This is a genomic window from Microvirga thermotolerans (genome assembly GCF_009363855.1).
GTDB classification, from domain to species: domain Bacteria; phylum Pseudomonadota; class Alphaproteobacteria; order Rhizobiales; family Beijerinckiaceae; genus Microvirga; species Microvirga thermotolerans.
The window spans coordinates 3,645,178-3,667,539 of sequence record NZ_CP045423.1 but is presented as its reverse complement, the minus strand read 5'-3'; the positions used below and the strand labels follow the sequence as shown (position 1 = coordinate 3,667,539).

The following is a 22,362-nucleotide window of genomic DNA, read 5'->3' as shown; positions in this document are numbered from 1 at the left end:
GGTTCGGCGTCCGAAAGTCATCGCTGCGTCAGCTTCCAGTCCGTGAACGCCCTTCGGTGCCATGCCCCGGTCCGTCCCCGTCAACGGCGGAACCCGGAGGTTGGATCCCCGCGATCCGCAGGTCTCGCTGTCCTCGCTTCGAGCAAGCCCCGCGCGCGATCCCGCTTTCGACGGAACGGAGGAGGAACTGCCCCCGCCATGTGGCGTTGCCCTCCCACAGCCGAGCCTCGCCAGGTTCGGTCGGCCCCTACCATCATCGAGAGGCTTGCGATGGCTAGAATTGTTCCCGACGACCGCGCACGGCAGGGCCCTCCCGGCCGTCCCGTCCTGGCGGTGCTGCTCGGAGCCCTGCTCCTGTGCGGCATCGCCATCGGCGGCTATCTCATCTGGGTGGGGAGAACGTCGCCCGACGATCCAGGCCAGGCGGCCTCGCGCGCCGCCGTGACGGGCTCGCCCTCCGGCTCGTCCGCGAATCCGACGGACCGGACCTCCCCCGCCAACCCGGCCTACCCCGTGCCGACGGATCCCTCCGCGACGGGCACCGCCAACACGAAGAAATAGCCCCGTCATCCAGGAAGCGCCGGAGCGGCGGCCCTGTCGCCGCTCCGGCCTTTCTTGCCAACGCCTTCTCAGGCGGCGACTTTTCGCCTTAATGATTCGCATAACCAGCGTTCAACAAGGTGCGACGGGGCGAAACCGAATGAGACGGATGGGACGAGGGCGGCTCTTTCTGGCCGCAATGCTGGCTTTCGGCATCGCGACCGCGGGCCATGCGCAGGGGCAGAAGACTCCTCCGCAGGCCGTTCCGGCCCAAACTCAAACCCAGACCCAGACACAGGCTCAGCCTCAGGCACCTGCCCCTGCGGCAACGGCTCCGACCCCCCCGGCGATTTCCGCGGACACGAAGGCGGTCCGTGCCAAGCTCGACCGGTTCAAGGCCGATCTCGAGCAGAAGGAGCTCGCGATCCAGGCCAGGAGACAGTCCGATGCGGAGCTCCAGAGCCTCCGGCAGCAGATCGAGCCCATCATCGAGAACATCCGCGGCCTCATCGCCGAGCAGGCGCCGAAGCTGGAGGCGAGCAGGGCGCGGCTGGCGCAGCTCGGTCCGAAGCCGAAGGAGGGGGAGCCCGAGGAGAGCGCCGAGGCCGCGCGGGACCGCAGCGAGCGGGAGGCCGCGGTCGCGGAGCTCGACGAGACCCAGCGGCTCGGCCGCGCGCTCCTGGTGCAGGCCGAGCAGCTCAGCGCCCAGATCAGCGACCTGCGCCGGGCGGGCTTCACCCGCGCCCTGTTCGAGAAGAGCGACAGCATTCTCAGCCTCGGGCTGTGGATGGACGTCGTCCAGGCGCTTCCCCGCGAGCTGCGGGCGCAGCGGATCACCTTCGGGGACACCGTCGGCCAGATTCAGCGGAACGCGACCCTGGGGGTCCTGCTGCTCATCGGCCTGTCCCTCGGCGTCGCCATCGCGCTCTATGCCGGGCGGCGGTCGATCGCGCCGCGGCTCGTGCGGCGGGATCCGGAGATCCTCGATCCGGCCCGGCGCAGCCGCCTGCTCGCAGCCTCCGCCGTCCTTCTCCTCGGCACCGTTCCCGCCATCGCGGGAAGCTGGATCTTCTGGGTGTCCTTCGACGCGGTGGACCTGTTCCCGCCCCGGCTGGAGCAGGTGGTCGCCGCCATCCTGCGCGGCATCGCCTTCATCGCCTTCGTGCGCGCGCTCATCGACGCCATCCTCGCGCCCGATCACGGCTCCTGGCGCCTCGTCTCCGTCAGCGAGGCCTCTGCCGGGCGCATCATGAGCTTCGGCATCACGCTCGCGACCGTCATGGTGGTCGGCAAGGTGCTCGATGCCTTCAATCAGGCCATCGCGGCGGCGCTGCCCATCACCGTCGTGACGCGGGCGGTCTTCGCCCTGGCCTGCGCCCTGATCCTCGCCGAACTCCTGCGCAGGTTCGCCGCGCGGGCGACGCAGGACGAAGCCTGCCTCGGCCCCTACGTGGCGCCGGAGGTGTCCATCGGCGGCCCCTTGCGGACCCTGGGCTGGATCGTCGTCGCCATCGTCGTCGGCAGCGTCCTCGGCGGCTATGTGGCCCTCGCCTCGTTTCTGGTGGACCAGACGGCCTGGATCTCGATCCTCGTCGCCCTGCTGATCCTGCTGATCGCCCTCGCCGACGAGTTCATCGGCAATACCTTCAGGACCCAGAGCCGCATCTCGACCATGCTCCAGGCCAATACGGGCCTGCGCCGCCGCTCCCTCGAGCAGATCGGCGTGCTGGCGAGCGGCATCGCGCGGCTGGCCCTCGTCGTCGTGGCCGTGCTCCTGGCCCTTGCGCCGTGGGGGATCGAGTCGACGGACGTGATGGGCTCCCTGCGAGCGGTGTTCTTCGGCTTCAGCGTGGGTGACGTGACGATCTCCCTGTCGTCGATCCTGGTCGCGGCCCTGCTCTTCACCGTCGGGTTCACGGCGACCCGGCTCATCCAGCGCTGGCTCGACAACACCTTCCTGCCGGCGACGGAGCTCGATGCGGGCCTGCGGAACTCGATCCGCACCGCCGCGGGCTATGTGGGCATCATTTCCGCGGGCGTGATCGCCTTTACCTATCTGGGCCTGAGCCTCGAGCGGGTCACCATCGTCGCCGGCGCCCTCTCGGTCGGTATCGGTTTCGGCCTGCAGTCCATCGTCAACAACTTCATCTCGGGCCTGATCCTGCTCTGGGAGAGGCCCATCCGGGTGGGGGATCTCGTCGTGGTGGGCGACGGCGAAGGCTACGTGCGCCGGATCAACGTGCGCTCCACGGAGATCCAGACCTTCGACCGCTCGACGCTCATCGTGCCGAACTCGAACCTCATCTCGGGCATCGTCCGCAACCGGGTGCGCAACGACCGCATCGGGCGCGTCCTCGTCTCGGTGCCGGTTCCCCGCGCGTCCGATCCCGACCACGTGGCCGACATCATGCGGCGCAGCGCGCTGGCCCACCGCGAGGTGATGAGCGAGCCCGCGCCGCGGGTGCTCTTCAAGAAGGTCACGGAGAACACGATCGACTTCGACCTGATCTGCTTCGTCGACGACATCGACTCGGCAGGCCGCGTATCGAGCGATCTCTATTTCGAGATCTTCCGCAAGCTGCGCGAGGAGGGGACCGGCGCGCCGCCCGCTCCCGCCGCGCCGCCGCCGGCGCCGTCCAAGGAGGAGGACGAAGCGGAGGCCAAGCCGAAGGCGGCCCAGGCCGAAGAGGAAGGCTTAACCCTTCTCAAGGATAAGTAGGCCGCATGAGACGCTTCCCCCTCCTCATCCTCCCGGCGCTCGCCCTGGCAGCGTGCCAGAGCCCGCCGCCCGCCGCCCGCCCGACCGCCCCGAGCTTCTATGCCTCCATGGCCAGGGCCGACGCGGCGGTCGACGCCGCCATGGCCCGCGACATGATCAATGCCTATCGCCGCAACAGGGGGCTGCCCCCCCTGGCGCTCGATCCGGATCTCCAGGCCGCGGCCCAGGCCGAGGCGCAGGCCATGGCCGCCGCCGACAGGCCCAGCTCCGCGGACGCCTTCAAGGCGCACCTCGCCTCCGCCGGCTACCGGGCTCCGGCGGCGAACCTGTCCGCCGGCTACCACACCCTCGCCGAGGCCTTCTCCGGCTGGCGGGAGAGCCCGCAGCACGACCGGGTCCTCACGGATCCCCAGGCGACGCGGATCGCGATCGCGACGGCTTACGCGCCGCAGTCGAAATACAAGGTCTACTGGGCGCTCGCGGTCGCCGCCGACAGGCGCTGACGCATCCTGCGCCCGCCGCCCGAACAAAGTCACGGGATTGCCGTTGATTGTCGCAGGCTTCACTATGGCAAGCGGAGCCCGGACAGGGAGGCGGTCGCAATGCGGGATCCGATGGAAGAAGAGGCCGGTCCTCGTGACCTGGCGGGCCGAAGCGGGTAGCCGTCCATGTGGCTGATCCGCCTCTACCTTCGCGTGCTCGGCCAGCTCGGCTCGGATCTCCGGGTCGGCGCGCTCCTGGCCCTGGCGAACGTGGCCCTCGCCATCTCCGCCTTCGCGGAGCCGATCCTCTTCGGCCGCATCATCGACGTGCTCACCCGGGCCCAAAACCCGAGCGCGCCGCCCATCGCCTTCTCGACCCTGATGCCGCTTATCCTGGCCTGGGTCGCCTTCGGCTTCTTCTCCATCGGCGCGGGGGTGCTGGTGGCGCTTCACGCAGACCGGCTGTCCCACCGCCGCAGGCTGTCGGTGATCGCAAACTACTTCGAGCACGTGCTGGAGCTGCCGCTCGCCTTCCACACCTCCACCCATTCGGGGCGGGTCCTGAAGGTGATGCTGGAAGGCTCGAACGGCATGGCCTGGCTCTGGCTCGGCTTCTTCCGCGAGCATTTCGCGGCGCTCGTCGCCCTCCTCATCCTGCTGCCCCTGACCGTGTTCCTCAACTGGCGGCTGGGGCTGCTCCTCGTCGCCCTCATGGGGATCTTCGCGGTGGTGACCACCATCGTGCTGCGCAAGACCGAGAGCCTCCAGGGCGCCGTCGAGCGCTACCATTCGAGCCTTGCCGAGCATGCCTCCGACGCCCTCGGCAACGTACCCGTCATCCAGTCCTTCACCCGCGTCGAGGCGGAGGCGAGATCCCTGCGCACCATCATCGGCCAGCTCCTGCAGGCGCAGAACCCGGTCCTTTCCTGGTGGGCGGTCGCATCGGTGGCCTCGCGCGCATCCGCCACGATCACCGTCACGGCGATCTTCCTCGTCGGCACGGCGCTGCACCTGAGCGGGCTTGCGACCATCGGCGAGGTGGTGATGTTCATGAGCATCGCCACCATGCTGATCGGGCGGCTCGAGCAGGCGGTGAGCTTCGTGAACCAGCTTTTCATGCAGGCGCCGAAGATGCGGGAGTTCTTCGAGATCCTCGATACGGCGCCGGCGGTCCACGACAAGCCCAACGCCAAGGACGTGCCGCGCTTCGCGGGCAAGGTCGCCTTCGAGGACGTGAGCTTCTCCTACGACGGCAAGCGTCCCGCCATCCAGGACGTGACCTTCTCCGTCCAGCCGGGCGAGACCGTCGCCCTCGTCGGCGCCACGGGTTCCGGCAAGTCGACGACCCTCGGGCTCCTGCACCGGGCCTTCGACCCGCAGTCCGGCACCATCCGCATCGACGACGACGACATCCGCGACCTCAGCCTCGCTTCCCTGCGCCGCAACATCGGCGTGGTGTTCCAGGAGCCGATGCTCTTCGCCCGCACGATCCGCGAGAACCTGCAGGTCGGCCGTCCCGATGCGACGGATGCGGAGATGATCGAGGCTCTGGAGCGGGCGCAGGCGGTGGAGTTCATCGCCCGCCAGCCCGCAGGGCTCGATACGGTCATCGGCGAGCGCGGGCGTTCGCTCTCGGGCGGCGAGCGCCAGCGCCTGTCCATCGCCCGTGCCCTTCTGAAGAATCCGCCGATCCTCATCCTCGACGAGGCCACCAGCGCCCTCGACGCCGCCACCGAACGGAAGCTGCAGCTGGCCCTCGACGAGGTGATGAAGGGAAGAACGACCTTCGTCATCGCCCACCGCCTCGCCACGATCCGCAACGCGGACCGGATCCTCGTCTTCGACCAGGGGCGGATCGTGGAAGCGGGAAGCTTCGCAGAACTCGTCGCCAGGGGCGGCCGCTTCGCCGAGCTGGCGAGGGCGCAGTTCATCGCCGGCGAAACCGGCGCCGAGCCCGCGGCGGAGCCGCGCCTGAAGGCCGTCCCGGCGACGTAGGCATGGACCCCCCCGCCGGGCGCTAACCGCGCCGAGCGCCCTGAGCCAAGGCCTCGTCCGCCTTCCTCGCGACGGAAAGCGGCGTGATCCGCAGTGCCGTGATGCGGTTGCGCGACTTGCGCAGGACCTGGAAGCGGAAGCCGTGGAAGGTGAAGATCTGGCCCGTGTCGGGGATCGCCTGGGCCTCGTGGATGACGAGCCCGGCGATGGTGGTCGCCTCCTCGTCGGGCAGGTTCCAGTCCATCACCCGGTTGAGGTCTCGGATCGGGACGGAGCCGTCCACGTTCACCGAGCCGTTGGGCTGAGGGCGCACGCCCTGGACCGACAGGTCGTGCTCATCCTTGATGTCGCCGACGATCTCCTCGAGGATGTCCTCGAGGGTCACGAGGCCCATCACCTCCCCGTACTCGTCGACGACGAGCGCGAAGTGGGTCTTCCTGGCGAGGAAGGCCTTGAGCTGGTCGCGCAGGGACGTCGTGTCCGGCACGAACCAGCTCTCCAGCGCGATGCTCTCGACGGACAGCTTGCTCGCATCGCCGCCGACGGCGTCGAGCGCCCGCAGCAGGTCCTTGGCGTGCAGGACGCCGATGATGTTCTCCTGGCTGCCGCGCCACAGGGGCATGCGCGTGTAGGGCGACGACAGCACCTCGCGCACGATCTCCTCGGAGGACAGGTCCGCGTTGATGGTGCGCATCTTGGTGCGGTGGACCATGACCTCGGAGACCGTCAGCTCCTCGAGGTCGAGGAGGCCGCCCATCATGTCACGCTCCACCTTTGCCACGTTGCCCTCCTTGTGCAGGAGGTCGAGCTGGCCGCGGATCTCCTCGCTGGCCGACAGGATCGGCGTGTTGGCCCCGATCCGGATTCCGAAGGGCCGCAGCATGACGCGGACGAGGCGCTCGATGGCCAGGGCCAGCGGGCCGATGATCGCCACCACCCAGGACATGGGCCGCGACAGGGCAAGCGACACGGTGTCGGGCGAGGAGATGGCGATGGTCTTCGGCAGCACCTCCGCGAAGACGATCACCAGGACCGACATGATGACGGTCGCATAGAGCGCGCCGCCGTCGCCGAAGATCGCCACGAGGACGCTCGTGGTGAAGGCGGAGACGCCGATATTGACGATGTTGTTGCCGATCAGCACCGTACCGATGAAGCGCTCGCGCATCTGCAGGAGGCGGTTCACGAGGCCGGCGCGCCGGTCGCCGTTCTTCTCCAGGAACAGCATGCGCGAGCGGGACGCGCCGGTGAAGGCGGTCTCGCCGGCGGAGAAGAAGGCGGAGAGAAGAAGGCAGAGGATGACGACCAGGGCCGCGACCCAGAGCTCGCCGAAGGAATCCTCGATCATGGCTGCGCTGCGCTGATTTCCTTCTTGAGGAAGGACCTGACCTCGTCGGCCGCGATGCCGGGCGCGATGAAGCTCTTCCCGATGCCCCGCGCCAGGATGAAGGTGAGGGCGCCGCCCTTCACCTTCTTGTCCTGCGCCATGGCGTCGAGCAGCTCCTCCACGGTGCCGCAGCCTCCCGGAACATGGTTCAGGCGGGTGGGAAGTCCAGCCTCCGCGAGATGCGCTTCGACCCGCCGCGCGTCCCGGTCCGGGCACAGCCCGAGGGACGCCGAGAAGCGGAAGGCCAGGCACAGGCCGATCGCCACGCCCTCGCCGTGGACGAGGCGTGCGGAGTCGTAGCGGGTGATCCGCTCCAGGGCGTGCCCGAAGGTGTGGCCCAGGTTGAGCAGGGCGCGATCCCCGTCCTCCCGCTCGTCGCGGACCACGACGGCGGCTTTCGCCCGGCAGCTTCGCGCCACCGCCTCGTCGCGCTCCGGGCCGCCGGCGAACACGCCCCGCCAGCGCGCCTCGCACCAGTCGAAGAACGAAGCATCGTCGATGAGGCCGTATTTGACGACCTCGGCATAGCCGGCCCGCATTTCCCTCAAGGAAAGCGTGTCGAGGGCCGCGGTGTCGGCGAGCACGAGGCTCGGCTGGTGGAAGGCGCCGACGAGGTTCTTGCCGTGCCGCGAGTTGATGCCGGTCTTGCCGCCGACGGAGGAATCCACCTGGGCGAGCAGGGTGGTCGGCACCTGGACGAAGCGGACGCCCCGGCGCACGACCGCCGCCGCGAAGCCCGCGAGATCGCCCACGACGCCGCCGCCGAGGGCGACTACGAGGTCGCCGCGCTCGATCCTCGCCTCCAGCGCGAAATCGCAGACCTTTTCCAGGAAGGCGTAGGATTTCGTCGCCTCGCCGGGCGGGAGAGCGAGGGTGGCCGTCCTCAGGCCGTGCCGCTCGAGCGCCTCCGCGAGGGACCGGGCATAGAGCGGCCCCACATGCTCGTCGGTGACGATGGCGGCGGCGCGCGCGCCGAGCGCCGCGATGCGCGCCCCGGCGCCTTGGAGCAGGCCGCGGCCGACGAGGATCTCGTAGGCCCTGTCGCCCAGGGGGACGGGAACCGTAATCGCCGCCGCCTCGGGCGCCCGCGTGGCCAGGCTATTCACCGGCAGACCTCCCATGTTCGTCGAACCACTCCTTGAGCGCCTGAACGATGTCGGCCACGACCCGGTCGTGGGGCGCCTCGTGGGAGTACACGGTCACGTCGGCCTCGGCATAGACGGGATACCGGACCTCCATGAGGCGCCGCATCGTCCCTTCGGGGTCGGGGTTCTGGAGCAGGGGACGCGTGGCGCGCCTGCGCACCCGCCGCATGAGGGTGTCGAGGTCGGCCTTGAGCCAGATCGAGACCCCCGCCGCCCTGATGGCGGCCCGGGTCTCCGCGTTCATGAAGGCGCCTCCGCCCGTCGCCAGCACCATGGGCCCTTCCTGGAGAAGGCGTGCGATGACGCGCCTCTCCCCGTCACGGAAATGCTCCTCCCCGTGAATGGCGAAGATGTCCGGAATGCTCATCCCGGCGGCTTCCTCGATCTCGTGATCAGCATCGCGGAAGGGCAGGCCGAGCTTCTGCGCGAGCCGCCGGCCCACGGTGCTTTTCCCGGCTCCCATGAGACCGACGAGCACGAGGGACCGCGAGCCGAGCCTGCGGGCGATGGGGTGGCCGCCCTGGCGTCTGCCGTCCTGCCCGCCGGCCTCATCGAGCGAATTGAGGCGGCTGGAAGTGTTCATGGGTCTGTCCTAGCATGGGGCCCGCGCTCTGTCACAGGACCCGGGGCACCCATCTCGAAAAGCTTGCCTTTGCCTGCCATGCATGGTTGTAGCTTGGAAACCTTGATGAGGGGCCCGTGCCGACTTTATTCCGGTTTCTTGTCGTCGTCGCCATCCTCGCGGCGCTCGGTTTCGCCGCCGTCTTCGCCCTGGCGACCCTGGTCGAGCCCGAACCGCGGGAGATCGCGGTGCCGGTCCCGAGCGGCCGCCTGACCGCCCCATGAGCGGGGCGAGGCACGCCAGCCTCTTCCTGGACATGCTCGCCGCCGAGCGGGGCGCGTCGAAGAACACCCTCGACGCCTACCGCCGGGACCTCGACGACTACCTGGCCTATCTCGCGGAGGCCGGCGCCCGGCCCGACACCGCCTCCGCCGCCACCGTGCGCGGCTTTCTCGCGAGCCTCGACGAACGGGGGCTGAAGGCCTCCTCGGCCGCCCGCCGCCTCTCGGCGGTGCGGCAGTTCCACAGGTTTCTCTACGTGGAGGGCTATGCCCCGGCCGATCCGACCGCTGCCGTAGCGGCGCCCAAGCGCGGGCGGGCGCTGCCCAAGGTTCTCTCCGTGGAGGAGGTCGACCGGCTCCTGAGCGCCGCCCACGAGGCGGCCGGGCGGGCGGAGGCCTCTGCGGCGGAGCGCCTGCGCGCCGCCCGCATGGCCTGCCTCCTGGAGCTTCTCTATGCCACGGGCCTGCGCGTCTCCGAGCTCATCGCCCTTCCGCGCAGCGCGGCGAAGACCCGCGAGCGCTTTCTCGTGGTCAGGGGCAAGGGCGGCAAGGAGCGGCTCGTGCCGCTCACCGATGCGGCCCGCGCGGCGAGTGGCGCCTATCTCGCCCTGCTGGAGAAGCAGGGGAAGGCCCCGAGCCCCTGGCTGTTCCCGTCCGACAGCGAGAGCGGCCACCTGACCCGGCAGGCCTTCGCCCGCGACCTGAAGGCCGCCGCCGGAGCGGCGGGCCTGCGCGCGGACAGGGTCAGCCCCCACGTCCTGCGCCACGCCTTCGCGAGCCACCTGCTCCAGAACGGGGCGGATCTGCGCGTCGTGCAGGAGCTTTTGGGCCACTCCGACATCTCGACGACCCAGATCTACACCCATGTCCTCGACGAGCGGCTGAAGAGCATGGTGCGCGACCTGCACCCGCTCGCCTCGAAAGGGGACTTGGACGGCTAAAGGAGACTTGGACCGCTAAGGTCTTCCGCGTTCCGCGTCAGCGATCGGGGCCGCTCTCCCGCCGCGTGAGCAGGAACACGCCCTGCTCGCCGAGGAGATTCCAGGCCCACCAGGGCAGCGCGACGCGCACCGGACGGCCGCCGGCGTCGAGCGCCGCCGCCCGCTCCATGCGCGCTCCCACCTCCCGGCACAGCTCCACGAAATCGCGGATCGTGCAGAAATGGATGTTCGGCGTGTCGTGCCACGCATAGGGCAGGTTGTCCGTCACCGGCATGCGGCCCTTCAGGAGAAGGTCGAGCCGCACCCGCCAATGGCCGAAATTGGGGAAGGATACGATGGCCCGCCGCCCGATGCGCAGCAGGTGCTCGAGCACGACCTTCGGCCGGCGCGTCGCCTGGATGGTCTGGGACAGGATGACGTAATCGAAGGCGTCGTCCGGATAGTCGGCGAGATCCGTGTCCGCGTCGCCCTGGATCACCGGCAGTCCCTTGGCGAGGCAGGCGTTCACGCCTTCGCGGGAGATCTCGATCCCGCGTCCGTCGACGCCCCTGCGGTCGCGCAGGAGCGCGAGAAGGGAGCCGTCGCCGCAGCCCACGTCGAGCACCCGCGAACCGGGCGCGACCATGTCCGCGACGAGGAGGAAGTCGAGCCGCGCCCCTTCCGGAGGGGCCGTCGCCGGAGCGGACGTTCCCGGCTCCATCAGGACAGCCCCCGGGCGCGGGCCGCGGCGTCGATGAAGCCGCGCGCCGCGGCGAACATCTCGGGCTCGTCGAGGAGGAAGGCGTCGTGCCCCTTGTCGCTCTCCACCTCGACGAAGGCGACGGAGGCGGCGGCGGCGTTCAGGGCATGGACGATGGCGCGGGAATCCGCGGTCGGGAACAGCCAGTCCGAGGAGAAGGAGATCACGCAGAAGCGCGTGGCCGATCCCTTGAAGGCGCGCGCCAGGCTGCCGCCGTGCTCGGCGGCGAGGTCGAAATAGTCCATGGCCCGCGTCACGTAGAGATAGGAATTGGCGTCGAAGCGCTCGACGAAGGAGAGGCCCTGGTAGCGCAGGTAGCTCTCGATCTGGAAATCCGCGTCGAAGGAGAAGGTCGGCGCGCTGCGGTCCTGGTAGTTGCGCCCGAACTTCCGGTGCAGGGCCATCTCCGAGAGATAGGTGATGTGGGCGCCCATGCGGGCGACCGCGAGGCCCTTGGCGGGCCGCGTTCCCTCGACGAGGTAGCGGCCCCCGCGCCAGTCGGGGTCGGCCATCACCGCCTGCCGGCCCACCTCGTGGAAGGCGATGTTCTGGGCCGAGTGCCGGGCGGCGGTGGCGATGGGCAGCGCGGCGAAGACCCTCTCGGGATAGCTTGCCGCCCACTGGAGCACCTGCATGCCGCCCATGGAGCCGCCGACTACGCAGAACAGGCTTTCGATCCCGAGGCGGTCGATCAGCGCCGCCTGGGCGCGCACCATGTCGCGGATGGTGATCACCGGGAAGTCGAGGGCATAGGGCTGGCCGGTGCGGGGATCGGTGGAGGCCGGGCCGGTGGTGCCCATGCAACCGCCGATGACGTTGGCGCAGATCACGAAGAAGCGGTCCGTGTCGAGCGGCTTGCTAGGGCCGACCATGGTCGTCCACCAGCCGGGCTTTCCGGTCACGGGGTTGGGGTTTGCCACGTGCTGGTCGCCGGTGAGGGCATGGCAGACGAGAATGGCGTTCGACCGCTCGGCGTTCAGGGTCCCGTAGGTCTGGTACGCGATCTGCCAGGGAGCCAGCGGAACGCCCGCATCGAGCATCAGGGGCTCGTCCGCTCCGAAGCGCGCGACGGGGCTCGACGGGTCGTCGACCTGGTTGCGCGGCTCGGGCGGGGGAAGGGCGCTGGTCATGCTCGACTCGGGCGGAAGCGTCCGGCGGAAGCGTTCGATCTTCCGAACAGCGGTAAAGCGGAGAGGCGCCGAGGTCAACGCGCGTCGCGGCGCGGCAGCGGCGGGGGGCGCCCGAATTCAGGCTTGGCAGGGGCGTCCGGGGCTGCGAAGAAGGGCGCAGTCGTTCAGGATTGCCCCATGTCCGAGAAGCCCATTCCCGACCGCCCCGTCCCGACCCTGGCGCAGCTGAGGCAGGAGATCGACCGGATCGACGAGGCCATGCACAGGCTGCTGATGGAGCGCGGCACCATCATCGACCGCCTGATCTCGGTCAAGAAGACGTCCGAATCCGGCTCGGCCTTCCGGCCGGGCCGGGAGGCCTCCATGATGCGGGCGCTCGCCGAGCGGCACGAGGGGCTCCTCCCCCTCGACACGGTGGAGAGCATCTGGCGGGTGATCATCGCCACCTTCACCTACGTCCAGGCGCCGTATTCGGTCCATGCGGACATCTCCGGAGGCGATGCGCCGATGCGCGATTCGGCCCGCTTCCACTTCGGCTTCACGGTCCCCTATGTCAGCCATCCGAGCGCCGCGGCGGTGATCGGGGCCGTGGCGGCGGGCCGCGGGGACCTCGGCATCTTCCGCATCGACCAGGGGGCCTCCAGCGGCGCCTGGTGGCGGGCCCTCGCCGAGCGGGACGGACCGAAGATCATCGCCCGCCTGCCCTTCATCGAGCGGCCGGACCATCCGGCCGGCACGCCCGTCTACGTCATTTCCAAGCCCCTGGCCGACGCGGCCGTCCGCGACGTGGTGCTCTATGCCGCCCAGTTCGAGCGGTGGCACAGGGACGTCGCGGCGGCGCTCGCCGGACTCGGCGGGGAGGCGGTGGCGAGCGCCGCCGACACCTACGGCCTCTCCGTCCTGGTGGCCGTGCCGGGGGCCGTGGAGCCCTCCCGCCTGCATGGGGTCCTGACGGAAGCGGGCGCCAGCCTGTCGCAGCTCGTCGAGGTCGGCAGCCATGCGGAGCGTTTCCGCGTGAAATGAGCTGGAGGAGGCGCCTTTCCGACGCACGGGCTTCGGATCGATCCCAAAAGTGCATTCCCCTTTCGGGCCCGATGCTCTAGAGCGGAACCGGCCGCGGGTTCCGTTCCCCGGCCGGGAAACCGGCTCCCGCCTCCGCCGGTCATGCTCGAGAGCCAATCCGAATTTCGACCCTTCTCCAGGAAGCGCATCCATGCCCGCCCGTCCCGAACCCCGCCCCGGCGTCCTGAAGATCGAAGCCTACGTGCCCGGCAAGAGCGCCGCCGCCGGGGTTGCGAAGGTCTACAAGCTGTCCTCCAACGAAACGCCCCTCGGCCCATCGCCGAAGGCGGTCGAGGCGATCCGTTCCTTCGACCATCTGGAGCTCTATCCCGACGGCTCGGCCACCCGCCTGCGCGAGGCCATCGCCGCCAAGTACGGTCTCGATGCGGGCCGCATCGTCTGCGGCGCCGGGTCCGACGAGCTGCTCTCCCTGATCACCGGCGCCTATGTGGGGCCGGGCGACGAAGGGATCTTCTCCGAGCACGGGTTCCTGGTCTACCGCATCGCCATCCTCGCGGCGGGCGGCGTTCCCGTGGTCGCGCCCGAGAAGGACTATCGCGCCGACGTGGACGCGATCCTGGCGCGGGTGACGCCGAAGACGAAGATCGTTTTCCTCGCCAATCCCAACAACCCGACGGGCACCTACCTGCCCTTCGACGAGGTGAAGCGCCTCCATGCGGGCCTCCCGCCGCACGTGCTCCTCGTCCTCGACGCGGCCTATGCGGAATACGTCCGCCGCAACGACTACGAGGCGGGGCTGGAGCTCGTCGCCACGGCCGAGAACGTGGTGATGACCCGCACCTTCTCGAAGATCTACGGCCTCGCCAACCTCAGGATCGGCTGGATGGTCGCGCCCGCCCACGTGGTCGACGCGGTCAACCGGATCCGCGGCCCCTTCAACGTGAACGGCCCGGCCATGGCCGCCGCGGTGGCGGCGATCCAGGACGACGCCCATGTGGCGAAGTCCGTCGAGCACAACGAGACCTGGCTCGCCTGGCTCACCCGCGAGATCGAGGCGCTGGGCCTGAAGGTCACGCCGAGCGTGGGCAACTTCCTGCTCGTCCACTTCCCCCGCGAGGAAGGCCGGACGGCGAAGGACGCGGACGCCTTCCTGACGGAGCGCGGCCTCATCCTGCGCCGGATCGACGGCTACGGCCTGCCGCATGCCCTGCGCCTCACCGTCGGGACGGAGGAGGCGAACCGGCTGGTCGTCGCCGCGCTGGGCGATTTCCTGGGCAAGGACCATGCCTGAGCGCCTCGGACCTCCCCGTGCGGCGCCGCTCTTCGGCCGGGTGGCGATCATCGGCTTCGGCCTGATCGGCTCCTCCATCGCCCGCGCGGCGCGTCATCTCAACCTCGCGGGCACCCTCGTCGCCGTCGACCGGGACGAGGCCGTGCTCGCGCGGGTGCGGGAGCTCGGCCTCGCCGAGGAGGCCACGGCCGACCTCGCGGCCGGCGTCGGGGACGCCGACCTCGCGATCATCTGCGTCCCGGTCGGCGCGTACGGGGCGGTGGCGGAAGCCATGGCTCCCGGCCTCAAGCCGGGCGCGATCGTCTCCGACGTCGGCTCGGTGAAGGCCTCGGTGATCGCCCAGGTCCAGCCCCACCTTCCCGCGGGCGTGCATTTCGTCCCCGCCCATCCGGTGGCGGGGACCGAGCATTCGGGGCCCGATGCGGGCTTCGCCACCCTGTTCCTGAACCGCTGGTGCATCCTCACGCCGACGGAAGGCGCGGACCAGGGCGCCGTCGACCGGGTGCGGAACTTCTGGTCCGCCATGGGGGCGAACGTCGAGACCATGACGGCGCAGCACCACGACCTGGTGCTCGCCATCACGAGCCACGTGCCGCACCTCATCGCCTACAACATCGTCGGCACGGCGGCGGACCTGGAAACGGTCACCCAGTCGGAGGTGATCAAGTTCTCCGCCGGCGGCTTCCGGGATTTCACCCGCATCGCCGCTTCCGACCCGACCATGTGGCGGGACGTGTTCCTTCACAACAAGGAGGCGGTGCTGGAGATGCTCGGCCGCCTCAACGAGGACATCGCGCTCCTCGCCCGGGCGATCCGCTGGGGCGAGGGCGACAAGCTCTTCGACCTGTTCACCCGCACCCGCGCCATCCGCCGGGGCATCATCTCCGTGGGGCAGGAGACGCCGGAGCCCGATTTCGGCCGCCGGCGCGACGGTCAGTAGAGCGACGGCAGCTTGAGGCCGGGGATCACGAACGGCCCGAGCGCCACGAAGCCGCCGTCGAGCCGCAGGGGCGGGAGGGGCGCCAGCGCCGGCTGCCCGGGCCTGGCCGCGTTGCCGGACGGCCGGGGCGCCTGACCGAGCAGGGCCCCGAGCAGCGCCCCGCCGGCGCGGTTGCCGGTGACAGCGCCGAGAAGCCCGTCGAGGCCCGCCGCGGAGACGTTCAGCAGGCCGGCGGGGCGGTGCTGGGGATCGAGCCCGAGCTCGCCCTTGGCTTCCATCCGGCGGGCGCCCTTGCTGACGGAGAGCATCTCGACGGTGAGCCTGCCGCCGTCGCTGCGCCAGCGCTCCAGCTCCTCGGCCAAGGGCCGCCCCCGGAACCCTTCCGCCTGGCTGACCGTGAGATCGGCCTGCAGGTCCGTCGGCTCGGCGCCGCCGATCAGCCCGTCGAGGAGCGGGACCTTCGCCTGCTCCACGGAGAACGCCACGTCGTAGGCCCTTTCCTGCCCGCGGGCCGGATCGGGCCGCACGTGGAGCTCCATCGCGCGCCCCGACACGGCGACGGGATCGGGGGTCAGGCCCGTGACCGTCACCGACGGGTTGCGGGCGACGGCGGAGAGGCGCTGCAGGCCGGCGGCCGTCGCGTGCACGCTCGTCTGGAGCAGGTCCCACCGGCCCTCGACGGCGACGGTGCCGTCCGTCCAGCGGAAGGGCCCCTCGATCTCGGTGATCACGAAACGCGGCTGGTAGACCTGCGCCACCGCCTCGACGCGCCCGAACGAGGCCGTCACCGCCCCGTGGGTCAGACTCAGCGCGCCGCAGGTCACCTCGATCCGGAAGGGGAAGCCCCCCACCGTCCGGTCGCTGCAGGTCCACTGCCGGCCGGCCTTGGCCTCGAGGCCGAACCACGCGTCGATGGAATCGCTGGCGCGGCTGCGGATCGCGAGCCAGGCGGCGCTCCAGCCGACGGCCACGAGGACGAGCAGGACGAACGGCGTGTAGAGCCAGAAGCGGCTGGAGCGGTTCTCGGCGGGGGCCTCGCCCATTCGGGTCTCCTATTGTATCGCTTGCCGGTAACTGGTAGCGCATCTGCCGCCGAGGGGTCGACGACTTCCGCTGGCCATGCGCTTCCATACGGGAGAGCGGGACCGGGCGCAAAACCCATCCCCGCGAGGCGCGTGCCGGCGTCCGATCCCGGCGGGAACCGGGCATGGCGATGGAAATACGGAACGCCGGCGATTTGTGGGTCTTCGGATACGGCTCGCTCATGTGGCGGCCGGGCTTCCCGTTCGTCGAGCGCCACCACGCCCAGCTTTTCGGCTACCACCGCTCCCTGTGCGTCTTCTCCCATGTCCACCGCGGGACGCCGGAAAGGCCCGGGCTCGTCCTCGGCCTCGACCGGGGCGGGCGCTGCCACGGGGTCGCCTTCCGGGTGGCGCGGGAGGAGGCCGAGGCCACCATCCATTACCTCAGGGAACGCGAGCAGGTGACGGCGGTCTACCTGGAGCGCCGGCTCCCGGTCCGCCTCAAGGACGGCGCTCGAATCGAGGCCCTGGCCTATGTCGTCGACCGCAGGCACCCGCAATATGCGGGCCGCCTGTCCTTCGAGGAGATCGTCGATCTGGTCCGCCGGGGCGAGGGGATCTCCGGCCGCAATCCGGACTATGTCCGCTCGACCCATGAGCACCTGGTCGGCATGGGAGTGATCGATCCGCTCCTGGAGCGGCTGACCCGGGCGGTGGAGTAGGCATCCCGCGTCCCGGAGGGCGGGAAGAACCGCTCACTCGCCCGAACAATCGTCCTCGCGCAGGTCCTCGATCATGGCGCGCCGCTCGTCCTCGTCGTGGGCGAGACGGTGGACATGCATCTCGTTGGCGCCGCGGTTCCGAACCTCGGTCATCCAGCGGGCCCGGGCCTGGGCGCTGGGATAGGAGCCCGCGGTGGCGACGTCGATCACGTGGGCGGTGCCCGTGTCGTCGCGCTTGACGGCCAGGATCACCGCGTCGGTGGTCACCTCGATGACCTCCTTCTCCACCAGCGGATGGACGCCGACGATGTAGCGGCGCCCCGAACGCCCCCGCCAGGAGCTCAGGGCCTCGGTGGTCCGCAGGCCCGCCGTCGCTCTCAGGCGCTCCTCGCGCACGCCCGCTCGCCTCGCCCGGTCGTTCCGGAGGTCCCGCATGGCCATGGACCAGGATATGGTTCGTTTGTTCGCCATTTGTTCCAAATAGGAACGGCCGGCGGCAGCGTCAACGAACGTTCAAACCCTTGTGAGGTCAGGCGTTGGATAAATTCGTCGCAGGGCGGCCGCCCGGATCGAGGCCGAGGTCCCGGCGCCCTTCCGCCACAAGGCGCTCCGTGCTCGATTCGATGGCCTCCTGCAGCTGCCGGAAGAACGCGTCCCGGGGCAGGCCGGGGGGAATCGGGTCCAGGATCTCGACCCTGATGGTGCCGGGGCGGCGGATGAACCGGCGGCGCGGCCAGTAGAGGCCGGAGTTCAGGGCGATCGGGAGGCAGGGCGATTCGAGGTTCTGGTAGAGATGCACCACGCCGTACTTGTAGGCGGGGGCCGCGCCCGGCGGGCGGCGCGTTCCTTCGGGGAAGATGACGATCTGACGGCCCTCCCGGGCCTCCTCGTGCGCCCGCGCCATCATCCTCACCAGGGCCTGGGAGCCGGCCTTGCGGTTCACCGGCACGCAATCCGCCTTGCGGGCATACCATCCGAAGAACGGGATCCACATCAGTTCGCGCTTCAGGATGAAGGTGGGGTCGTCGAAGAGGGGGAGCAGGGCGAAGGTCTCCCAGAGGGACTGGTGCTTCGCCGCGACCAGCAGCCCGCCTGCGGGGATCTTCTCCCGCCCGCGGATCTCCACCTTCGTTCCCGCGATCACGCGCAGGAGCCAGAGCGAGGACAGGGCCCAGAGCTTGGCGCAGCGCATGAACACGCGCCGCGGCAGCAGGAACGTGGGCAGCAGCATGATCAGCCAGAGGATCATGTTCGCGTAGAAGGTGGTGTTGAACAGAAGCGATCGGAGGAGGAGCATGGCTTCAGGGAAGGAAAGGCGGGGCTGCGCCCGCGGAAGGCTTGTCTAAGCCATGTTAGCGGCCGGGGGACAAGGGCGAAACGGGAAACGGCACGAACCGGGGGCGGCCGCAAGCCGTCCCGGGCGGGAGAAGGGGCGCAGGCTCAGGGCCGCGGGGCCTCAGCGCCAGAGCGGTCCCGTCGAGACATGCTGGATCGGCCGGCCGCCGCTCATGATCTTGGCGGCCGAGGAATGTTCGGGGTCCTTCTCGAACCGTGTCCGCACCCAGACCACCAGGAACTTCAGGTATTCGGAGAAGATCACCTTGGCAGTGGCCGGGTTGCGCCACCAGTCGTGCGGGTCGATGGTCGCCGCCACGGGGTAGGGGATTTTCTGGAGGTTCGGCAGGGCGTGGTCGAGCTCCACCAGGGTCCGCGGCATGTGGTAGTTCGAGGTGACCACGATCAGCGCGTCGAACTGGTGCTGCTCGGCCCAGCGCCGGGTCTCGATGGCGTTCCCGATGGTGTTGCGGGCGCGGTAGTCCAGGTCGACGCAGCAGTCGAAGAGGCGGCGCTGCCCCGGATTGAGGCGGAAGATCTCGTCGCGGCTCGTCTTCTCGTTCACGCCCGAGATCAGGAGCCGCTTGGCGTAGCCCTGGGCCAGGAGGTCGATGGCGTCGCCGATGCGCTGGGCGCCGCCGGTCAGGGCCACGATGCCGTCCGCCCGGGTTTCGGGCTTCTGCTCGAAACGGTCGAGGGAGTACACGAAGACGAGGAAGCCCGCGAAGAGAAGGGCGACGCTCGCGGCTGCGGCACGAAGGCCCCAGCGAAGCACGCGCCTCATGCGCGACCGCCTACCCGGGACGGCGGGCGATCCCGGCATGGTCCATCCCCAACCGAAGGCCTCCGTCATGTCCGAGGCGCTGGCGATCGCCAGGTTCTGCGTGCGCGAGGTCATCTCGGCGGAAGATAATGCAGAATGCGGCAACGGAGAGGCAACCCCTTTTGATGAGGGGGGATCATCAACCATTTCCGTTAAGAAAGCGTCTCACGGTCAGGCGGGACACGATTCCGGTGATCAGCGCCACCGCGAAGGCGATCAGGACGACCACCGCATAGCCCCGCCAGCCGATGTTGAAGGAGCCGAACAGCGCCTCCAGCTGGTCGCCCGCGGGACTGGCGCGCCAGGACCGGGTGAGGAGCCCGAGGGCGGCGGTCATGAGGAGGGCGGCGCCGGCCCCGGCGGCGCTCCCCCGCAGCCCCAGCTTGAAGAAGCGCCGCTGGAACTCGCGGGCGATGAAGTCGTCGCTCGCGCCCACGAAATGCAGCACCTCCACCACCTCCCGGTTGCCGGCCATGGCCCCGCGCGTGGCGAAGGTCACGGCGAGGCCGGCCGCCAACAGGACCAGGGCGACGAGGATGACGCCGACGCCGATGATGGTGTTGGCCATGGTCGAAAGCCGCGACACCCAGAGGGCGTGGTCGTCGAGGCTCGCTCCCGGAACCTGCTCCCGCAGGGCCTGCCGCAGCTTCGTGAAGTCCGGCCGGGTGTCGGCCTTCAGCTTCAGGACGATGAGGCGGGGCACCGGCAGGTCGTTGAAGTCCAGGCCCGTGCCGAGCCACGGCTCCAGGAGGCGCTCGGACTCCGCCTTCGAGAAGGCCTGCGTCTCCTCGATCCCGGGCGCCTGGCGGGCGAGCGCCACCGCCTTCGCCACGTCGTCCTCGATGGAGCGCTGCGGGTTGGGGCGGACCTGGATCGTGACCTCCCGGGCCACGTCCGAGCGCCATTGCGCCGAGCTGGAGGCCACGAGCTCGGCGCCCCCCGCGCACAGGGCCGCGAGGAAGGTCAGGATCGCGATCACCGCCGCGAGCGCCTGCCCGCCCGCGGAATCGACCGGGACCAGGGGCGCGTTGCGCCGCAGGGAGGCGGGCAGGGCGCGCCTGTCTCCCTCCGGGGCCGGAGAGCGGGGCGGGCGGGCGTGGGAAAGGTCGTTCATGCCGCACGCCGCCCTATTCGTCGATGTGCAGCCTGCCGTCGCCGAGCACGAGGCGGCGGACGTCGAGCTGGTCCATCAGGCTGAAGTCGTGGGTCGCGATGACCACCGAGGTGCCGAGCCGGTTGAGCTCGATGAACAGGCGCAGCAGCCGCCGGGCGAGGGAGGGGTCCACGTTGCCGGTCGGCTCGTCGGCGAGAAGCAGGTCGGGGCGGACGATCAGGGCGCGGGCGATGGCCGCGCGCTGCTTCTCGCCGCCCGACAGGACCGGCGGCAGCACGTGCATGCGGTCGCCGAGCCCGACCCAGCGCAGGAGCTCGACCACCTCGGCCCGGTAGCTCGCCTCCTCCTTGCCCTGGACGCGCAAGGGAAGCGCCACGTTCTCGTAGGTGGTGAGATGGTCGAGGAGGCGGAAATCCTGGAAGACCACTCCCATCCGCCGCCGCAGGTCGGTCAGGGAGTCCTTGGAGATGCCCGAGACGTCCTCCCCGAAGAGGGAGATCAGGCCGCGGGTCGGCTTCACCGCGAGCAGGATCAGGCGCAGGAGCGTGGTCTTTCCGGCGCCGGAAGGGCCGGTGAGGAACTGGAAGGAATGCGGCTCGATGGAGAAGGTGAGGTCCCGCAGGACCTCGGGGCCCATGCCGTAGCGCACGCCCACGTTCTCGAAATGGACGACCGCGGTCGTGTCCCTGCTGAAATCGCTATCGTAAAAGGCTTCCACGCGCAGCCAGACCGTCCTTACATGGGTTTTCCGGAGCGACGGGCGCTCCGTCGCCATCCGATTCGCTTCGCTTATGGTCCACCTGCCGCAGGCAAGTCCATATGGCCCGGGACCCCCGAGGGTGGGGAGGGCCGGGCGATGCTAGCGCATCGTGCGGAAAAGTGGACCCGGTTTTCGCTGCGCGGCTCCCGGGGCGCTCCCGGGGCCTTTCGGGTGCGCGGCAAAGCCGCAGGGGCCAAGGCCCCGCCGACTTCTCCGTTTGACTTCGCCGCGCCGTCATGGTCACGAAGGGGAAACATTCCAGGCCCCGGCCGCACCGCAGGGGCCTTTCTGCGTAAACGGATTGACGATGACAGGCACCCCCCGCATCCGGGTTCTCTTCGACGAGGAAACGATCGCCAGGCGCAACGAGGAGCTGGCGCAGGAGATCGCACGATCCAAGCCCGAGAACCTGCTCGTCGTGGCCGTTCTGAAGGGCAGCTTCATGTTCGCCGCCGACCTGATCCGCGCCCTGCACCGGGCCGGCCTCGAGCCGCAGGTCGAGTTCGTGCACCTGTCGAGCTATCTCGACGGCACGGTCTCCACGGGCCAGGTGGCGATCCTGCGCGACGTGGAGAGCGACGTGCGCGGGCGCGACGTGCTCCTCGTGGACGACATCCTGGAATCGGGCCGCACCGTCACCTTCGCCAAGGACCTCCTCATGGCCCGCGGCGCGAAGCGGGTGATGACCGCCGTGCTCCTGGAAAAGCCCGGCAAGCGGGCCGTTTCCATCGATGCGGACTTCGTGGGCTTCACCTGCCCCGACGTGTTCGTGGTCGGCTACGGCATGGACGTGGCCCATTCCTACCGCCAGCTCCCCTTCGTCGGGGTGGTGGACCACCTGGACAGGAATCCCGACCTGTTCGACCGGCCGGCCGAGGCCCAGGCGTCTAGGGGTTGAGGCGCCAGACGGCGGCGTTCAGCGCCGTCGCATAGGCGACCCAGGCGAGGTAGGGCACGAGCAGCAGGGCCGCGGCCCGGTCGAGGGGCAGGAAGGCGCGGATCGTCGCGACGATGGCGACGAGCAGCGCGAGAATCACCACGAGGCCCGCGAGCGGCGAGTGCGCGCCGAAGAAGGCCCAGGACCACAGGGCGTTGAGGGCAAGCTGCACGAAGAAGGCCGCTACGGCCCCGCGCCGGCCCGGCCTGTCCTTCGGCAGGGCGAGGATCCGCCACAGGGCATAGGCCATCATGGCGTAGAGCAGGGTCCAGACGGGACCGAAGACCCAGTTCGGCGGCGTGAACCCGGGCTTGGCGAGAGTCGCGTACCAGGTTGGGATGTTCGGCATCGTCGCGACGGAGCCCAGCACGCTCGCGGCCGCGACCGGCAGCACGGCGATCAGGAACCGCTGGAGGGGAGGGGTCGGGGAATCGGGCAAGGCGGCCTCGCTGGGATGCATGTCGGCTCGATTCC

Annotated in this window: 23 protein-coding genes; 11 read left to right on the top strand and 12 right to left on the bottom strand. The window is 69.9% G+C overall.

Going from position 1 to position 22,362, the window contains the following annotated elements:
- Positions 1–270 precede the first annotated feature (270 nt).
- The 4 genes from GDR74_RS17385 (at position 271) to GDR74_RS17370 (ending at position 5,736) form a co-directional block, all read left to right on the top strand.
- Positions 271–561: a hypothetical protein gene (locus GDR74_RS17385; protein ID WP_152587479.1), complete on the top strand. Its 291-nt coding sequence runs from the start codon at positions 271–273 to the stop codon at positions 559–561.
- A 148-nt stretch (positions 562–709) separates the two neighbouring features.
- Positions 710–3,259 carry a DUF3772 domain-containing protein gene (locus GDR74_RS17380; RefSeq protein ID WP_246179746.1) on the top strand — a complete coding sequence of 850 codons (2,550 nt, stop codon included), beginning with the start codon at positions 710–712 and terminating at the stop codon, positions 3,257–3,259.
- 5 nt (positions 3,260–3,264) lie between these two features.
- Positions 3,265–3,762 carry a CAP domain-containing protein gene (locus tag GDR74_RS17375; RefSeq protein WP_152587478.1) on the top strand — a complete coding sequence of 166 codons (498 nt, stop codon included), beginning with the start codon at positions 3,265–3,267 and terminating at the stop codon, positions 3,760–3,762.
- Between the two features lie 165 nt (positions 3,763–3,927).
- Positions 3,928–5,736, top strand: coding sequence for a glucan ABC transporter ATP-binding protein/ permease (locus tag GDR74_RS17370; protein ID WP_152587477.1), 1,809 nt, complete (start codon positions 3,928–3,930; stop codon positions 5,734–5,736).
- A 22-nt stretch (positions 5,737–5,758) separates the two neighbouring features.
- Here GDR74_RS17370 and GDR74_RS17365 read toward each other — a convergent pair whose 3' ends face one another.
- The 3 genes from GDR74_RS17365 to GDR74_RS17355 are packed head-to-tail and all read right to left on the bottom strand — an operon-like array spanning position 5,759 to position 8,851.
- Positions 5,759–7,084 (bottom strand): HlyC/CorC family transporter, encoded by a 1,326-nt coding sequence (locus tag GDR74_RS17365; RefSeq protein WP_152587476.1) that lies wholly within the window; start codon positions 7,082–7,084, stop codon positions 5,759–5,761.
- Positions 7,081–8,244, bottom strand: a complete 1,164-nt coding sequence (gene aroB, locus GDR74_RS17360; RefSeq protein WP_152587475.1) for a 3-dehydroquinate synthase — start codon at positions 8,242–8,244, stop codon at positions 7,081–7,083. The genes GDR74_RS17365 and aroB overlap by 4 nt, the downstream gene beginning before the upstream one ends.
- Positions 8,222–8,851 carry a shikimate kinase gene (locus GDR74_RS17355; protein ID WP_152587474.1) on the bottom strand — a complete coding sequence of 210 codons (630 nt, stop codon included), beginning with the start codon at positions 8,849–8,851 and terminating at the stop codon, positions 8,222–8,224. The genes aroB and GDR74_RS17355 overlap by 23 nt, the downstream gene beginning before the upstream one ends.
- 116 nt (positions 8,852–8,967) lie before the next feature.
- On the opposite strand from GDR74_RS17355, the gene GDR74_RS17350 reads away from it, so the two are divergent.
- On the top strand, positions 8,968–9,114 hold the full coding sequence (locus GDR74_RS17350) for a histidine kinase (protein ID WP_152587473.1): 147 nt from the start codon (positions 8,968–8,970) through the stop codon (positions 9,112–9,114).
- A complete protein-coding gene (gene xerD / locus GDR74_RS17345; RefSeq protein ID WP_152587472.1) occupies positions 9,111–10,052 on the top strand; it encodes a site-specific tyrosine recombinase XerD in 942 nt (313 codons plus the stop codon). Before GDR74_RS17350 ends, xerD begins: the two co-directional genes overlap by 4 nt.
- A 37-nt stretch (positions 10,053–10,089) precedes the next feature.
- Here the strand turns inward: xerD and metW are convergent, their stop codons facing one another.
- Positions 10,090–10,752 carry a methionine biosynthesis protein MetW gene (gene metW, locus GDR74_RS17340; protein ID WP_152587471.1) on the bottom strand — a complete coding sequence of 221 codons (663 nt, stop codon included), beginning with the start codon at positions 10,750–10,752 and terminating at the stop codon, positions 10,090–10,092.
- On the bottom strand, positions 10,752–11,921 hold the full coding sequence (gene metX / locus GDR74_RS17335) for a homoserine O-acetyltransferase MetX (RefSeq protein WP_152587470.1): 1,170 nt from the start codon (positions 11,919–11,921) through the stop codon (positions 10,752–10,754). Before metX ends, metW begins: the two co-directional genes overlap by 1 nt.
- 177 nt (positions 11,922–12,098) lie before the next feature.
- On the opposite strand from metX, the gene GDR74_RS17330 reads away from it, so the two are divergent.
- From GDR74_RS17330 to GDR74_RS17320, 3 genes are all read left to right on the top strand, one after another.
- Positions 12,099–12,944: a chorismate mutase gene (locus tag GDR74_RS17330; protein ID WP_152587469.1), complete on the top strand. Its 846-nt coding sequence runs from the start codon at positions 12,099–12,101 to the stop codon at positions 12,942–12,944.
- A gap of 190 nt (positions 12,945–13,134) precedes the next feature.
- Positions 13,135–14,235, top strand: a complete 1,101-nt coding sequence (hisC, locus tag GDR74_RS17325; protein WP_152587468.1) for a histidinol-phosphate transaminase — start codon at positions 13,135–13,137, stop codon at positions 14,233–14,235.
- Positions 14,228–15,175: a prephenate/arogenate dehydrogenase family protein gene (locus GDR74_RS17320; protein WP_152587467.1), complete on the top strand. Its 948-nt coding sequence runs from the start codon at positions 14,228–14,230 to the stop codon at positions 15,173–15,175. Before hisC ends, GDR74_RS17320 begins: the two co-directional genes overlap by 8 nt.
- Here GDR74_RS17320 and GDR74_RS17315 read toward each other — a convergent pair.
- The gene (locus GDR74_RS17315; RefSeq protein WP_152587466.1) at positions 15,169–16,218 is read right to left on the bottom strand and encodes a DUF2125 domain-containing protein; all 1,050 of its coding nucleotides are present in this window, start codon (positions 16,216–16,218) and stop codon (positions 15,169–15,171) included. The two genes, GDR74_RS17320 and GDR74_RS17315, sit on opposite strands and share 7 nt — an antisense overlap.
- A 164-nt stretch (positions 16,219–16,382) precedes the next feature.
- On the opposite strand from GDR74_RS17315, the gene GDR74_RS17310 reads away from it, so the two are divergent.
- Positions 16,383–16,919, top strand: coding sequence for a gamma-glutamylcyclotransferase (locus GDR74_RS17310; protein WP_425486934.1), 537 nt, complete (start codon positions 16,383–16,385; stop codon positions 16,917–16,919).
- Positions 16,920–16,952: 33 nt separating this feature from the next.
- On the opposite strand, the gene GDR74_RS17305 is transcribed toward GDR74_RS17310, so the two are convergent.
- The 5 genes from GDR74_RS17305 to GDR74_RS17285 all read right to left on the bottom strand — a co-directional run bounded on the left by GDR74_RS17305 (position 16,953) and on the right by GDR74_RS17285 (position 20,828).
- Positions 16,953–17,390, bottom strand: a complete 438-nt coding sequence (locus GDR74_RS17305; protein ID WP_152587465.1) for a hypothetical protein — start codon at positions 17,388–17,390, stop codon at positions 16,953–16,955.
- Between the two features lie 58 nt (positions 17,391–17,448).
- On the bottom strand, positions 17,449–18,216 hold the full coding sequence (locus GDR74_RS17300) for a lysophospholipid acyltransferase family protein (RefSeq protein WP_152587464.1): 768 nt from the start codon (positions 18,214–18,216) through the stop codon (positions 17,449–17,451).
- A gap of 159 nt (positions 18,217–18,375) precedes the next feature.
- Positions 18,376–19,038, bottom strand: a complete 663-nt coding sequence (locus GDR74_RS17295; RefSeq protein WP_246179739.1) for a YdcF family protein — start codon at positions 19,036–19,038, stop codon at positions 18,376–18,378.
- Positions 19,039–19,216: 178 nt separating this feature from the next.
- Entirely contained in the window at positions 19,217–20,191 is a 975-nt protein-coding gene (locus GDR74_RS17290) for a cell division protein FtsX (RefSeq protein ID WP_152587463.1), read from the bottom strand.
- A 13-nt stretch (positions 20,192–20,204) separates the two neighbouring features.
- Positions 20,205–20,828, bottom strand: a complete 624-nt coding sequence (locus tag GDR74_RS17285; protein WP_246180192.1) for a cell division ATP-binding protein FtsE — start codon at positions 20,826–20,828, stop codon at positions 20,205–20,207.
- A 430-nt stretch (positions 20,829–21,258) separates the two neighbouring features.
- Between GDR74_RS17285 and hpt the strand changes: the two genes are divergently transcribed.
- Positions 21,259–21,849, top strand: a complete 591-nt coding sequence (gene hpt, locus GDR74_RS17280; protein ID WP_152587462.1) for a hypoxanthine phosphoribosyltransferase — start codon at positions 21,259–21,261, stop codon at positions 21,847–21,849.
- Here the strand turns inward: hpt and GDR74_RS17275 are convergent.
- Positions 21,839–22,348, bottom strand: coding sequence for a TspO/MBR family protein (locus GDR74_RS17275; RefSeq protein WP_152587461.1), 510 nt, complete (start codon positions 22,346–22,348; stop codon positions 21,839–21,841). The genes hpt and GDR74_RS17275 overlap by 11 nt on opposite strands.
- Positions 22,349–22,362: the final 14 nt, after the last annotated feature.

Coding starts and splice junctions, on each gene's coding strand:
- GDR74_RS17385 (WP_152587479.1), top strand. CDS start 271: ATGGCTAGAATTGTTCCCGACGACCGCGCACGGCAGGGCCCTCCCGGC.
- GDR74_RS17380 (WP_246179746.1), top strand. CDS start 710: ATGGGACGAGGGCGGCTCTTTCTGGCCGCAATGCTGGCTTTCGGCATC.
- GDR74_RS17375 (WP_152587478.1), top strand. CDS start 3,265: ATGAGACGCTTCCCCCTCCTCATCCTCCCGGCGCTCGCCCTGGCAGCG.
- GDR74_RS17370 (WP_152587477.1), top strand. CDS start 3,928: ATGTGGCTGATCCGCCTCTACCTTCGCGTGCTCGGCCAGCTCGGCTCG.
- GDR74_RS17365 (WP_152587476.1), bottom strand. CDS start 7,084: ATGATCGAGGATTCCTTCGGCGAGCTCTGGGTCGCGGCCCTGGTCGTC.
- aroB (WP_152587475.1), bottom strand. CDS start 8,244: ATGGGAGGTCTGCCGGTGAATAGCCTGGCCACGCGGGCGCCCGAGGCG.
- GDR74_RS17355 (WP_152587474.1), bottom strand. CDS start 8,851: ATGAACACTTCCAGCCGCCTCAATTCGCTCGATGAGGCCGGCGGGCAG.
- xerD (WP_152587472.1), top strand. CDS start 9,111: ATGAGCGGGGCGAGGCACGCCAGCCTCTTCCTGGACATGCTCGCCGCC.
- metW (WP_152587471.1), bottom strand. CDS start 10,752: ATGGAGCCGGGAACGTCCGCTCCGGCGACGGCCCCTCCGGAAGGGGCG.
- metX (WP_152587470.1), bottom strand. CDS start 11,921: ATGACCAGCGCCCTTCCCCCGCCCGAGCCGCGCAACCAGGTCGACGAC.
- GDR74_RS17330 (WP_152587469.1), top strand. CDS start 12,099: ATGTCCGAGAAGCCCATTCCCGACCGCCCCGTCCCGACCCTGGCGCAG.
- hisC (WP_152587468.1), top strand. CDS start 13,135: ATGCCCGCCCGTCCCGAACCCCGCCCCGGCGTCCTGAAGATCGAAGCC.
- GDR74_RS17320 (WP_152587467.1), top strand. CDS start 14,228: ATGCCTGAGCGCCTCGGACCTCCCCGTGCGGCGCCGCTCTTCGGCCGG.
- GDR74_RS17315 (WP_152587466.1), bottom strand. CDS start 16,218: ATGGGCGAGGCCCCCGCCGAGAACCGCTCCAGCCGCTTCTGGCTCTAC.
- GDR74_RS17310 (WP_425486934.1), top strand. CDS start 16,383: ATGGCGATGGAAATACGGAACGCCGGCGATTTGTGGGTCTTCGGATAC.
- GDR74_RS17305 (WP_152587465.1), bottom strand. CDS start 17,390: ATGGCGAACAAACGAACCATATCCTGGTCCATGGCCATGCGGGACCTC.
- GDR74_RS17300 (WP_152587464.1), bottom strand. CDS start 18,216: ATGCTCCTCCTCCGATCGCTTCTGTTCAACACCACCTTCTACGCGAAC.
- GDR74_RS17295 (WP_246179739.1), bottom strand. CDS start 19,038: ATGAGGCGCGTGCTTCGCTGGGGCCTTCGTGCCGCAGCCGCGAGCGTC.
- GDR74_RS17290 (WP_152587463.1), bottom strand. CDS start 20,191: ATGAACGACCTTTCCCACGCCCGCCCGCCCCGCTCTCCGGCCCCGGAG.
- GDR74_RS17285 (WP_246180192.1), bottom strand. CDS start 20,828: ATGGGCCCCGAGGTCCTGCGGGACCTCACCTTCTCCATCGAGCCGCAT.
- hpt (WP_152587462.1), top strand. CDS start 21,259: ATGACAGGCACCCCCCGCATCCGGGTTCTCTTCGACGAGGAAACGATC.
- GDR74_RS17275 (WP_152587461.1), bottom strand. CDS start 22,348: ATGCATCCCAGCGAGGCCGCCTTGCCCGATTCCCCGACCCCTCCCCTC.